Origin of the sequence: Psychrobacter okhotskensis, assembly GCF_965638355.1 — a bacterium.
Taxonomy (GTDB): domain Bacteria; phylum Pseudomonadota; class Gammaproteobacteria; order Pseudomonadales; family Moraxellaceae; genus Psychrobacter; species Psychrobacter okhotskensis.
Map to the genome: position 1 here is coordinate 1,719,947 of NZ_OZ281822.1, position 13,073 is coordinate 1,733,019.

Consider the following 13,073-nt stretch of genomic DNA (forward strand, 5'->3'; position numbering starts at 1 on the left):
GTACTGATGCAAATAAGCGAATAAATATTTTACTTAGGCAGGGTAAATTTACGGATTTGTATTGTAGTTTGAAAATGTTTTATGTTGTAGTTCGCTTAGCCATGTATAAGTCAATCTCATGATTTTGCTCTATCAGATTCGAATGTAATCGAACAAAACCATGGATTTTGAGTAGCGTCTAAAAACTTAAAATTAGCTACATTTATGAAATCGCCGTCATCTCAGTAATGATAAACTCATCGACCATCCCATCTGTCACTTTTACATAATTTTGGAAATGCGGACTTTGTACATGCTGCTGCAACGACTCGTTGTTTTCCCAAATCTCATAAACGATGAAACCAGTCATATTCGCATTATCTTGATGCAAGATATATTGAATACAACCTTGATCCGCTTGTGATGCTGCGGTTAGTGTCAGCAGCTCAGATTTGACCTGCTCGGCATGCTCAGGTTTAGCTTTAATAGTGGCAACGATAGTCAGTGGTTTGTTTGCTTGTGTGTTCATAAATGCTTCCTATGTTCAAATATTGGGATTGTTTTAGACGGTATAAAACATTTGTTTTTAAGAACTTATACAGGCCAGCCTTCTAGTACAACCTTACCATATGCTTGGCTGTTTTCTAACATTTGATGCGTGTCTCGTAAGTGCTCAGCCGTTATCGTACCAATATGATGGGCGATGGTGGTTTTAATCTCGCCAGCATCAATTATTTTTGCTACATCTATCAATAAACGATGCTGTTTAATCATGTCAGGCGTTTGGAATATTGAGCGGGTAAACATGAATTCCCAATGTAAACTTAAGCTTTTCATTTTAAGCGGTATGACGTCCAGTGTGACTGGATCATCAATAAGTCCAAGCTTTCCTTGTGGCTTTAAGCACTTAATAATCTCTTCATAATGCTTTTCCGTATTATTAAGACTGACGACGTAATCTACTTCAGTAATGCCAGTCTTTTGCAGCTCATCGTACAAAGCATTACGGTGATTAATCACATGATCCGCGCCCAAGTCTTTAAACCATTGTACGCTCTCATCTCTTAAAGCGGTGCCGATAATAGTAGCCGATGTTCTCACTTTTAATAGTTGCGTCAATATTGAGCCCACGCCGCTTGCTGCACCAACGACTAGTACCGATACATTATTTTCATAAGCACTTAGGATTTACCTATTTTTATAGAAATGGCACGGATGAACAATTTATCTGCCTGTGCCTGTCATGTGGATCTCTGTCCAGCGATCATGATTGCCTCTATTAAATACTTATAGAACAATATTAATACTTTGTTGTTTATCCGATCAATATATAAACTGCGCCTAATCAGCAAGGCTGAGCAGTGTTTTTAGCAATGCAAAGAGGCAATCGGTATTTTGGATAGTGTCACTTTATCTACATACACTGGTGGGCTTATTGGATATTGACTCAAGGTGAAATATTCTAAGTTAATGTCTATAGGATTGACAGCGTAAGTCTTATCCGTTCACACTTTTTAAACTTAATAGCACCTCGCTTACCACCCAATCGTTTTTTATGCACAGCTTTGGTTCTCTAAACCAGACGCTTATGGTGCATAAAAAACCATAAATCCATGATGGTGCATAAATAAGAACAATATTCTCTAATTAAGAACGATTTTGGTGCAAATTATTATACTTTAGGTTGGCACAAATATTGAGGTATTAATAGTAGTTAGGAATGGGCTGTTCATTCAGCCTAACCAAGCTGCTACTTTATCTTTTGGAGAAATATATGTCTTTGTTGCCCACTCTTATCACTGTTACTCCTATCAATACAAACTATCGTATCGATTCAAAATTGACATCACGTTTATCTGTATTAGCAGTCGCCATTATAGGAAGTTTAAGCCTGATTGGTTGTCAAAAACCTGCTGAAACCAATACTGAAACCAACTCTACAGCAACAAAAACTGAAACAACTGCGACTACTGCTACCCCTGCGGCAAATGGCGATACGATCAAAGTGGGTATCTTACATTCTTTGTCTGGAACGATGGCCATCTCTGAAACGTCATTAAAAGATACTGCCCTCATGACCATTGATGAAATAAATGCCAATGGCGGCGTGTTAGGTAAGCAGCTAGAGCCCGTCGTTGTAGATCCCGCTTCTGATTGGCCGTTATTCGCTGAAAAAGCTCGTCAGCTATTAACCCAAGACAAAGTTGATGTGATATTTGGTGGCTGGACATCGGTGTCACGTAAGTCAGTGCTGCCTGTCGTTGAAGAGTTAAATGGCCTCATGTTCTACCCTGTGCAGTACGAGGGTCAAGAGCAGTCAGAAAACATTTTTTACACTGGTGCGGCTCCCAACCAGCAAGCCATTCCTGCCGTTGAATACTTAATGAGTCCAGAGGGCGGTAGTGCAGAACGCTTTGTACTGCTTGGGACAGATTATGTCTACCCCCGTACTACCAATCAGATTTTACGGGCTTTCTTAAAGTCTAAAGGCGTCGCTGAAAAAGACATCATGGAAGAATATACTCCATTTGGCTTTAGCAACTATCAGACTATCGTTAGCAATATTAAAAGCTTCTCTACCGGTAAAAAGACGGCAGTTATCTCTACCATTAATGGCGACTCAAACGTGCCATTTTATCGTGAGCTTGCCAACCAAGGTATTAAAGCCTCTGACATTCCAGTTATGGCATTCTCAGTGGGAGAAGAAGAGCTTCGTGGTATCGATACTAGCTTGTTACAAGGGCATTTAGCGTCATGGAATTATTTTATGTCGGTTAAGAATCCCGTTAACAGCGCCTTCACCAAAAAGTATAAGAAATATGCGCTAGATCATAAGCTACCGAATGCTGAAAAGGTTGTGACCAATGATCCTATGGAAGCCACTTACGTCGGTATCAATATGTGGAAACAAGCGGTTGAAAAAGCGGGTACTACTGATGTCGATAAAGTGCGTATTAGTATGGGAGGTCAGACTTTTGACGCGCCATCAGGATATACCTTGAAAATGGATGAAGAAAATCATCACTTATGGAAGCCTGTCATGATCGGTCAAATCCGTGCCGATGGTCAGTTCGATGTGATCAGCAAAACGCCAAAAGTCATTCGTGCTGAGCCATGGAGTCAGTACATTCCTAAATAAGGTTGTGGTCACCCAAGCCTTAGCCCCTAATCCTTAGTCCCTTAATGGTATCAATACCAGCAACCCTTTAGCACCTCTACTGATAAAACATTTTTTTAGTAGAGGTTAGAGGAGTGTTGACTGTAAAAAAGGAGCCATCATGTCACGTTATTATTCCTATTCTAAAAGTGACGCGCCAGCCAATTATTCTAATAAGACTTTTATCATTACCCTATTATCTTTAGCACTATTACTGATCACTACCACATCGTCTGTTTATGCTCACGAGACGCTAATAGCACACAGTCATGACGAGGCAGTATCTACTAATACGGTGGCTGCGACATCCAATGCTGTTAATGATAAGACTTTGCTTGCTCAAGACGATAGCTTGCTTGCTCAAAACGAGAAGTCTCTAACTACGCCAGCTGATCTGACGATAAGTAAAGAGGATGCTATTGAACAATTTGTCGCCGCAGACTTTGGCAAGCGCCAAACCATGCTCAATCAGTGGCCAGGGTCAGTTGAGAGTCTAGATACTTTGATTGAGCTGATAAAAAACGATGAGTTATATCAAGGCAATGACGGTCAGACGTATCTCTTAAATAGCGAAGATGAGCTATTTACTTACCCTGCTAAGCAGCTAACCACCGAATGGCCCAGCGACTTGGCGCAAGTGACTTTGACCAATGCTCTGCGCTCAGCTTTGGTGTTTGGACAAGCCAAAGTTAAGCTTGAGTCAGACGATCCTAAGCAACGTGTGCAGGCAGTTGCTATTTTAGCGGACAATATCGAGCAGCTAGATCCAGCGCTCATAAGTACTGCTGCCACTAATGAGCAAGATGTCGACGTCAAAACGGCGTTGAGCACTTTACAAGCGAGGATTGATTTTAGAGATGGCGACGTCGCTAAGCAAATTGTCGCGCTTACCGTGCTTGCCGATAGTGATAGCCCGCAAGTCTTAGTCGATGTCAAACGGGCATTGGCGGCGGACGATATCGATCCTGTGCTCAAATCTGCCCTGTTAGACGCTGAGACGAGTATCGAGCGACGTATTACTATCAGTACTTGGATAGGACATCTCTTTACTGGTATGAGTACCGCCAGTATCTTGTTATTAGCAGCACTTGGTCTTGCTATTACCTTTGGGCTACTGGGTGTCATCAATATGGCGCACGGTGAGCTGATTATGATTGGTGCTTACGCCACTTATATGGTGCAAAATTTATTTCAAGCGTATTTTCCCGGTATGGCAGGTTGGTATCTGGTTGCCGCTATACCCGTTGCTTTTTTAGTCAGTGCCATTATCGGCATGATTATCGAACGAATCGTTATTCGACCGCTTTATGGACGGGAGCTTGAAACCTTACTGGCAACCTTCGGTGTCAGTCTGATTCTTATGCAGTTGGTAAGGATGATATTTGGCGCGCAAAACGTTGAAGTCAGCAATGTTGACTGGTTAAGCGGTGCCTATCAAGTGTCCTCTAGCCTTGTACTCCCCTTCAACCGTATCGCTATTATCGGCTTTACGATCATTATTCTTATGCTACTAGTGTACTTACTTAAAAAGACTCGTTTCGGGCTATTTGTGCGCGCTGTGACGCAAAACCGGCAAATGGCGCGCGCGGTTGGTATCTCATCTGCCCGTATCGATATGTTGGCTTTTGGACTTGGCTCGGGTCTCGCAGGTCTCGCTGGCTGTGCGTTAGCGCAAGTAGGTAACGTCGGACCTGATCTTGGTCAGACTTATATTATTGATGCGTTTTTAGTCGTCGTGGTTGGCGGTGTTGGACAAGTATGGGGTGCAGTATTGGCATCTTTAGGTCTTGGCGTCAGTGGTACGGTGCTTGAGATTGGCATTGGTGCTGTGATGGCTAAGATTGTGTTACTGGTTCTTGTGATTTTGTTTATTCAAAAACGTCCACAAGGTTTATTTGCCCTCAAAGGCCGTTTTGTGGATTAAGGAGAACCTAATGCGTTTGACTCAATTATTATCTGATTCCCCACGTAATGCCATTTTGATTGGTTTATGTTTTTTGGTGTTACTGATATTGCCTTGGCTCCATCTACTACCTGAAACCTCTAGTTTTCATTTGTCTGCTTACTGGATAACGCTCATCGGTAAAATAATGGCACTGGCTATGGTAGCACTGGCGCTAGATCTCGTCTGGGGCTACGCTGGCATTCTAAGCTTAGGACATGGTCTTTATTTTGCTTTGGGCGGTTATGCCTTTGGTATGTACTTGACGCGTGAAACGGCTGGCGCTGGTATCCCAGACTTTATGCGCTTCTTAAGTTGGACCGAATTGCCGTGGTATTGGGCAGGCACTCAACACTTTTGGTGGGCGATGGCTCTAGTGGTGTTAGTTCCCGGTTTGGTTGCTTTTATCTTTGGTTATTTTGCTTTTCGCTCAAAAATCAAAGGTGTTTATTTTTCGATTATCACTCAAGCCATGACCTACGCTGCCGCCTTATTATTCTTCCGTAACGAAACAGGCTTCGGTGGTAATAATGGCTTCACAGGTTTTACCACGCTATTAGGCTATGACATCACTGCTGCTTCAACGAGAGCTGTGCTGTGCTTTACGACTGCTTTGGCGCTGCTAGTGTCATATCTTGGCCTACGCTATCTGATGAGTCAGCCTTACGGGCGCGTGCTCGGTGCCATTCGTGATAGTGAAAATCGCTTGCAGTATTTAGGCTATCGCACGCTTTGGTACAAGCTTTCGGCTTGGGTATTGTCTGCAGTCATTGCTGGTATCGCTGGTGCTCTATATGTACCGCAAGTTGGCATCATTAACCCAGGCGAGATGAACCCAGTCAACTCTATCGAGATGGCAGTATGGGTGGCTGCTGGAGGGAGAGGGTCACTCATCGGTGCTATCGTAGGCGCAGGTGCCGTGAATGTTATTAAAACTTACTTTACGGTGGCCTACCCTGAGTTTTGGTTGCTTATTCTAGGTGGACTATTCGTGGTGGTTACTTTGTTTTTACCTAACGGGATTATTGGCGTACTCGATCGTTTTAAGAAGGAAAAAGAATAATGTCAAAAGTACCTAATGAAACTGACCGTAGTATAAATACCCCAGCTAGGACTCTTAAATCTGCTAACAGCATAGCGACTGCAGAAACCACACCTACCCGACCAGTCACTACTTTGGCTGAAGATTATGGAGATAGTGGTGGCTTGGCGCATCCTGTTCCTAAATCAGGTCCAGATATGAGACATGGTATTGCGCTATATTTGGAAGACGTTAGCGTCTGGTTTGACTCGTTCCGTGCACTCAATGACTTATCTTTATACATTGAGACGGGCGAGCTACGCTGCATCATCGGTCCCAATGGCGCAGGTAAGACCACGTTAATGGATGTTATCACTGGTAAAACGCGTCCGACCAAAGGTAGCGCGTTTTTTGGTCAAGTACATAATTTGGCCAAGCTGTCTACCGAAGAGATTGCCGAAGCAGGCATTGGTCGTAAGTTTCAAAAACCAACGGTATTTGAAAACTTTACCGTCCTTGATAACTTAATGCTAGCGGCCCCCAAAGATAAGCGGGTATCAAAAAGCTGGTTTACTAAAATTGATGCTGACACAAAAAACACACTTGACTCAACGCTACAGCAGATTCGCTTAAAAGACCTGATCAACAAGCCAGCCGGACTGTTATCTCATGGTCAAAAGCAGTGGTTAGAGATTGGAATGTTACTGATGCAAAGACCAAAGCTTATCTTACTTGATGAGCCTGTGGCAGGCATGACCGATGCCGAAACTGAACATACCGCTGAGTTATGTTTGCGCCTTAAAAAGAATCATACCTTAATCGTGGTTGAACATGATATGACCTTTATTGATGCCATCAGTGAGAAAGTGACAGTTTTGGCAAATGGCGCTATTTTGGCTGAAGGGACATTGAGTGAAGTACAGAACAATGAGGCCGTTATCGAGACCTATTTAGGTCGATGATACATTCAGGTCGATAATAAATAGTAGCTCTTAAACTTGACTTAAAAAAGAATAAAGGTATTTATATGTTAGAAGTCAATGCCATAAATCAATATTACGGTGGCAGTCACATCTTACGTGATGTCACCCTCGCCGCCCCGGTAGGAGAATGTAGCGTGGTACTGGGTCGTAATGGCGTCGGTAAAACCACTTTGCTTAAATGCTTGATGGGTATCCTACCCATCAAATCAGGTGAAATTTTATTAAACGGTAAGGATATTAGTAAGATGACGCCTGAACAGCGTGTACGCGCAGGACTCGCTTATGTACCGCAAGGCCGTGATATCTTTTCCACCTTGACCGTTGAAGAAAATATTCTAATTGGCATGGCTAAATTCTCTCAACGAAAAGCAAGTAAAGTACCCAAACACTTATATGATATATTTCCAGTGCTGGACGAGATGAAACATCGTCGCGGCGGCGATCTATCAGGCGGTCAACAGCAGCAGTTAGCTATTGCGCGTGCGCTGGCCTCTGAGCCTCAAGTGCTGGTACTTGATGAGCCTACCGAAGGCATTCAGCCGTCAATTATTAAAGACATCGGTAGAGTCATTCGTAGTCTTGCTGATAAAGGCGATATGGCCATCATTTTGGTCGAGCAATTTTATGATTTTGCTGAAGAGCTTGCCGATAACTATACTGTGCTTTCTCGAGGGCAAGTCGTTGCTCATGGAGCGGGATGTGATATGGCAGAAAATAATATCCAAGAATTGGTGGCAATCTAATGAGCAGCTACTAGATTCTACGTATTAAATAAAGCTTCGAGAAGGTAATACATGCTATATTTTTACTAGCTGTGATAGTCAAACTTATAGTTAAACTTATAGTTAAACTTATAGTCAAAATTGGGTTTAACAACATACAGCATAGTTTTAAGGATATTATATTTTGACTTGGCAATCCTCGCTACAGCTCCATTTCGACCATTTAGCGGATAAGACTAAAACTCGGCTGTGTCATCGTGCCCATACTGGTGCGCTAATGGTGCAGCGCGCGCTTTATCCTGAGCCTGACAGTCAAACAGGGATTTGCCATATTTATGTGTTGTATCCTCCTGCTGGTATTGCCGATAATGACCGCTTAACGTTAGCATTTAATCTACACTCTAATAGTCACGCGGTGATTACCACCCCTGGAGCCGGCAAATGGTACGGACAACGCAAGTCATTGCGATCCTCTAGACCCAACGCAAAATTTACCAACGGTACTTCATCAGCAAAAAACAACGTCTCCGACCATGCCCTTTATGATAGCTCCTGCTCTCATACTATTAGCAACACTTTCAACGATACCGTCAGCGCAGAACAACATATCGACGCGCGCCTTGATGACCACGCTATTCTTGAATGGCTACCCCAAGAAAGCATTTATTATGATCATTCCGTCTCTAATGCCAACAATCGCTTTTATTTAGCTAAGACGGCAAGCTTGCTGACTTGGGATATTGCGGTGTTCGGACGGCAAGCGTATCAAGAAACTTTTGCTAATGGTTATTATGCCAACCGCTTAGAGATATGGCGTGATGGCAATTTATTGGTCAGTGAGTGCACCTCCCAGCAAGCCAATACGCGCTGGTTTACCTCACCGCTTGGGTTAAACAATCATCATGTTCATGGCTCTTTTTGGGCAATACCTAGCACAGAGATTATTGCGCCTGAGCTGCAGAATAATCCGCTCAAGCTTGGTCAGTATTTAGATACCACTATTACCGAGATACGCCATCTTATCGATCAGCAGTCACTACCCATTCACTGTACTCATAATTATCAAGGTATTAATTGCCGTTATTTGGGGTCAGATGTGCGCGCCTGCTTTGAATCTTTTTACCAAGTCCGCGAGCTTATCAGGTCTAAATGGTACACGCTTGAGCCTCATCGACCGAGAATTTGGGACACCTAATATTATGTGCTTCCACTTAATCTCATCCTTAAACTACGCTTGGTCAAACCGAAATAACTTTATTTAAAATATTTGCTTTATAAAGGTTAAAAACGGTTAATAACCTTTAAAGTAAAATAATTATCGAGGAAGCTTTATGCAATTAAACCCTACCGAAAAAGATAAACTCCTGCTATTTACTGCCGGTATGGTGGCGGAACGTCGTAAAAATCGTGGCGTCAAGCTAAATTACCCTGAGTCTATCGCCTACATCAGCATGTTACTGATGGAAGGTGCGCGTGATGGCAAAACCGTGGCGCAGCTGATGAGTGAAGGGGCCACTTATCTCTCTACCGATGACGTCATGGAAGGCATTGCAGAGATGATACAGGATGTCCAAGTTGAAGCCACTTTCCCCGATGGCACTAAGCTGGTGACGGTACATAATCCCATCGTATAGCTTGTTTGCTATAAAACCGTATAAAACGATATTGAACGCGAATAAAGCCATTGCCGTAAGACAATTAAGGATAATAAAAATGACGATGAAAGCAGGCGAATATAAGATTAAAGCAGGCGATATGGCTTTAAATGCTAATCGCTGTGTTCAAACGGTAGCGGTAATCAATACAGGCGACCGCCCTATTCAAATCGGTTCTCACTATCACTTCTTTGAGGTAAACGCGGCACTGAGCTTTGATCGAGAGTCGACGCTTGGCTATCGACTCAATATCCTATCTGGCACTGCGGTACGCTTTGAGCCGGGGCAAACGCGTGAAGTGGAGCTAGTCGCTATCGCCGGTAGACATCACATTTATGGTTTTGCCGGAAAAGTCATGGGACTAGCCAAAGTCAAAGCCACCAAAGACACTTCGCAAAAACGCATTGATAGACGTATTTATGCTGAGCACTTTGGCCCTACTACAGGGGACAAAGTACGCTTAGCAGATACTCATTTATGGCTTGAGGTCGAGTATGATTTGACTAACCATAGTGACCAAAGTACTGATATTGTTAGCATCGGTGAAGAGGTTAAGTTTGGCGGCGGTAAAGTCATTCGCGATGGCATGGGTCAGTCACAGCTAATAGGTGAGCAAGTTGCCGATACTATTATTACCAATGCTTTGATTGTCGACTATAGCGGTATTTATAAAGCAGATATCGCTATCAAAGAGGGTCGTATCAGTGGCATTGGTAAGGCCGGTAACCCTGATATTCAGCCTAACGTGACGTTACCTATTGGCGCCGCTACCGAAATTATCGCTGGGGAAGGTAAAATTTTGACTGCTGGCGGTATCGATAGTCATATTCATTTTATCGCGCCGCAGCAGTGTGAAACGGCATTGATGTCTGGTGTAACTACGATGCTTGGCGGCGGTACCGGGCCTGCTGAAGGTACTCTAGCCACTACTTGTACGCCTGGTGCTTATCATATTCATAGTATGCTAAAAGCCACTGATTCTATTGCGATGAATATCGGATTCTTAGGTAAAGGCAATGTTAGTTTGCCTGCGCCTATTGTGGAGCAGATTGAAGCAGGCGCTATTGGTCTTAAACTTCATGAAGACTGGGGCTCCACGCCCAAAGCCATTGATAACTGCCTTAGTGTGGCTGAAGAATATGATGTGCAAGTGGCTATTCATACCGATACGTTGAATGAAAGCGGCTATTTGGATAGCACTCTAGGCGCGTTTAAAGATCGCTGTATTCATACCTTCCATACCGAAGGAGCCGGTGGCGGTCATGCCCCAGATATCTTAAAAGCTATTGGCGAAACCAACGTTTTGCCGTCATCAACCAACCCAACGCGCCCTTTCACTATTAATACCATTGACGAGCATCTCGACATGCTCATGGTTTGCCACCATCTAAGCCCAGCCATTTCTGAAGATGTGGCTTTTGCAGAAAGCCGCATTCGTAAAGAAACCATTGCCGCTGAAGATATCTTACAAGATATGGGCGCCATCTCCATGATGAGTAGTGATTCGCAAGCGATGGGACGCGTGGGAGAAGTCATTATTCGCACGTGGCAAACGGCTGATAAGATGAAAGCCCAACGTGGCCACCTTGCTCCAGATCAATCAGCTAAAACCGAGCAATCTTCAGAGCATATCATGCTAAGTCCTACTGACTCTGATAGCGGCAATGATAATTTTCGTATCAAACGTTACCTCGCAAAATACACCATCAATCCCGCAATCACTCATGGCATTAGTGATGAAGTGGGGTCACTTGAAATAGGCAAATGGGCAGATTTAGTGTTATGGTCGCCTGCATTTTTTGGAGTAAAGCCTGACCTAATCATTAAAGGGGGTTTAATTGCAGCAGCGCCTATGGGCGACCCCAATGCCTCCATTTCCACTCCGCAGCCTGTGCACTATCGCAGCATGTTTGGTAGCTTCCCCAAAACTGTAGCGCAGACTTGCATTACCTTTATGTCAAGCGCTGCTATAGACAAGGGCGTTGACAAGCAATTAGGATTAGAAAAAGTTATCAAAGCCGTACACAACATCCGTCAAGTACGCAAACAAGACATGAAGTTTAACAGCTACTGTCCTCAGATGGAGGTCAATCCCGAGACTTATGAAGTATATGCTGATGGTGAACTGTTGACCTGTGAGCCTGCTGAATATCTACCGATGGCACAGCGCTATTTTTTATTCTAGCTGCTTTTTATTTTAGTAGTGATGACCCCTAATCAAACATAAAACCTTAAATTATTGGTTTTAACTGACTATAGACATACTTATGAAAATTTATACGCAACGCCTCGATAAATCAGACCTAAACGCTGTACAGCAAGCCTTGATTGATAGCCATAAAAAGGCAGAAAACTTTTTATATCTAGATTTTGATACTCGTCAACGTAGCCGGTTTAAAGCAGAAACTCAACATCAAGAAGCCGTTGGTGTTGATCTACCGCGTACGGAAACCATTAAAAATGGCAGTGTACTGGCGGATAATCAAGGCAACTTAATACAGATTATGGCTGCCAAGCAAGCCTTAATCGAAGTGACTGCCGATAATAGCTTTGATCTCATGAAGGGCGCTTACCATTTAGGCAATCGTCATGTTCCTTTAATGATTACACCTAAGGCGCTATATTTTGAGCCTGACCATGTTTTAGAAGCAATGTTAAATCAACTTAGACTACGTACCCAAGCCGTACAAGCGCCGTTTGAGCCAGAAACTGGTGCATACAAAGGCAATCATGGCGGGCATTCTCATGGTCATGATCATTCACACAGGCATGGTCACTCTCATGACTAATCATGCCACGCCTTCACAGCAGACTACCAGTACAGCACAAGGTACAAACAACTTGAATAATACAGATGTGACCGGACGGCTGTTGATGTTGGCTTCAAGTAACTTGCCTATTGGCAGTTATACCTACTCGCAAGGCATAGAACCCGCTATTGAGTCAGGTCTCATTCATAACGAAAGCAGTACTTTAGAGTTTATGAGTGATTATTTGGAACTGGCGTTATGTCGTTATGAGCTACCACTACTGGCGCTCATGATTGAAGCCCTTATGGTTGATGACGTAGAGCTGGCTGATGCTTTAGGTGCAGATTACCACGCCAGCCGTGAAAGCAAAGAGTTCGTTTATGAGTCGAGCCAATTGGCACTGTCTTTATCTGCATGGCTAGACAATGTTCTTGAGCTCAACGTGCCTGATAGCTTACTCGCACATGGGTTTTTGCCACTATTTGCCCATATCAGCTCACATTGGCAATTTAACCCTGTACAAGCTATGACTACTTACGCCTTTGGTCAAATAGAAAATATGGTGCTGGCGGCGGTTAAAACGGTACCGCTTGGGCAAATGGCAGGACAGCGAATCATTTGGCAATTACAGCAGTTATTAAGCACGCAGGTATATCCATTGGCTACCAGCGTCAAGCAAAGCTTTTTGCAAGTTCAAGACATGCCGTTAGAGCTCAACACACCTAATGTAAGTATATTAAAGCTAAATCTACTTTATAAACAGCTACACATGTCCGCTAATTTACCCAATTTAGCGATACTGTCTTGTCAGCATGAAAGGCAATACAGCCGTTTATTTCGCTCTTAATCGCTAATCAACACAAC

General features: G+C 43.4%; 12 protein-coding genes. 10 read left to right on the plus strand and 2 right to left on the minus strand.

Going from position 1 to position 13,073, the window contains the following annotated elements:
• Positions 1–202: 202 nt before the first annotated feature.
• Positions 203–508, minus strand: coding sequence for a putative quinol monooxygenase (locus ACSUPM_RS07240; RefSeq protein WP_025652866.1), 306 nt, complete (start codon positions 506–508; stop codon positions 203–205).
• A 65-nt stretch (positions 509–573) separates the two neighbouring features.
• Positions 574–1,098, minus strand: coding sequence for a zinc-binding dehydrogenase (locus ACSUPM_RS07245; protein ID WP_051404154.1), 525 nt, complete (start codon positions 1,096–1,098; stop codon positions 574–576).
• A 709-nt stretch (positions 1,099–1,807) separates the two neighbouring features.
• Here ACSUPM_RS07245 and urtA point away from each other — a divergent pair.
• The 10 genes from urtA to ACSUPM_RS07295 all read left to right on the plus strand — a co-directional run bounded on the left by urtA (position 1,808) and on the right by ACSUPM_RS07295 (position 13,056).
• Entirely contained in the window at positions 1,808–3,118 is a 1,311-nt protein-coding gene (gene urtA / locus ACSUPM_RS07250; protein ID WP_101211103.1) for an urea ABC transporter substrate-binding protein, read from the plus strand.
• 139 nt (positions 3,119–3,257) lie between these two features.
• A complete protein-coding gene (gene urtB / locus ACSUPM_RS07255; protein WP_201566783.1) occupies positions 3,258–5,060 on the plus strand; it encodes an urea ABC transporter permease subunit UrtB in 1,803 nt (600 codons plus the stop codon).
• A gap of 10 nt (positions 5,061–5,070) precedes the next feature.
• A complete protein-coding gene (gene urtC, locus ACSUPM_RS07260; protein ID WP_025652870.1) occupies positions 5,071–6,141 on the plus strand; it encodes an urea ABC transporter permease subunit UrtC in 1,071 nt (356 codons plus the stop codon).
• A 113-nt stretch (positions 6,142–6,254) separates the two neighbouring features.
• A complete protein-coding gene (gene urtD / locus ACSUPM_RS07265) occupies positions 6,255–7,061 on the plus strand; it encodes an urea ABC transporter ATP-binding protein UrtD (RefSeq protein WP_413786715.1) in 807 nt (268 codons plus the stop codon).
• 65 nt (positions 7,062–7,126) lie between these two features.
• On the plus strand, positions 7,127–7,825 hold the full coding sequence (gene urtE, locus ACSUPM_RS07270) for an urea ABC transporter ATP-binding subunit UrtE (RefSeq protein WP_101211062.1): 699 nt from the start codon (positions 7,127–7,129) through the stop codon (positions 7,823–7,825).
• Positions 7,826–7,988: 163 nt separating this feature from the next.
• Positions 7,989–8,999 (plus strand): urease accessory protein UreD, encoded by a 1,011-nt coding sequence (locus ACSUPM_RS07275; RefSeq protein WP_101211061.1) that lies wholly within the window; start codon positions 7,989–7,991, stop codon positions 8,997–8,999.
• Between the two features lie 136 nt (positions 9,000–9,135).
• The gene (ureA, locus tag ACSUPM_RS07280) at positions 9,136–9,438 is read left to right on the plus strand and encodes an urease subunit gamma (RefSeq protein WP_025652874.1); all 303 of its coding nucleotides are present in this window, start codon (positions 9,136–9,138) and stop codon (positions 9,436–9,438) included.
• Between the two features lie 79 nt (positions 9,439–9,517).
• On the plus strand, positions 9,518–11,644 hold the full coding sequence (gene ureC / locus ACSUPM_RS07285) for an urease subunit alpha (protein ID WP_227687572.1): 2,127 nt from the start codon (positions 9,518–9,520) through the stop codon (positions 11,642–11,644).
• An 82-nt stretch (positions 11,645–11,726) separates the two neighbouring features.
• Entirely contained in the window at positions 11,727–12,248 is a 522-nt protein-coding gene (gene ureE / locus ACSUPM_RS07290) for an urease accessory protein UreE (protein WP_025652876.1), read from the plus strand.
• Positions 12,241–13,056 carry an urease accessory protein UreF gene (locus ACSUPM_RS07295; RefSeq protein WP_025652877.1) on the plus strand — a complete coding sequence of 272 codons (816 nt, stop codon included), beginning with the start codon at positions 12,241–12,243 and terminating at the stop codon, positions 13,054–13,056. Before ureE ends, ACSUPM_RS07295 begins: the two co-directional genes overlap by 8 nt.
• Positions 13,057–13,073 lie beyond the last annotated feature (17 nt).

Excerpts from the sequence above, each read along its gene's own strand:
- urtC (WP_025652870.1), top strand. The coding sequence starts at position 5,071 with ATGCGTTTGACTCAATTATTATCTGATTCCCCACGTAATGCCATTTTG.
- ureE (WP_025652876.1), top strand. The coding sequence starts at position 11,727 with ATGAAAATTTATACGCAACGCCTCGATAAATCAGACCTAAACGCTGTA.
- urtE (WP_101211062.1), top strand. The coding sequence starts at position 7,127 with ATGTTAGAAGTCAATGCCATAAATCAATATTACGGTGGCAGTCACATC.
- ureC (WP_227687572.1), top strand. The coding sequence starts at position 9,518 with ATGACGATGAAAGCAGGCGAATATAAGATTAAAGCAGGCGATATGGCT.
- ureA (WP_025652874.1), top strand. The coding sequence starts at position 9,136 with ATGCAATTAAACCCTACCGAAAAAGATAAACTCCTGCTATTTACTGCC.
- ACSUPM_RS07240 (WP_025652866.1), bottom strand. The coding sequence starts at position 508 with ATGAACACACAAGCAAACAAACCACTGACTATCGTTGCCACTATTAAA.
- ACSUPM_RS07295 (WP_025652877.1), top strand. The coding sequence starts at position 12,241 with ATGACTAATCATGCCACGCCTTCACAGCAGACTACCAGTACAGCACAA.
- urtB (WP_201566783.1), top strand. The coding sequence starts at position 3,258 with ATGTCACGTTATTATTCCTATTCTAAAAGTGACGCGCCAGCCAATTAT.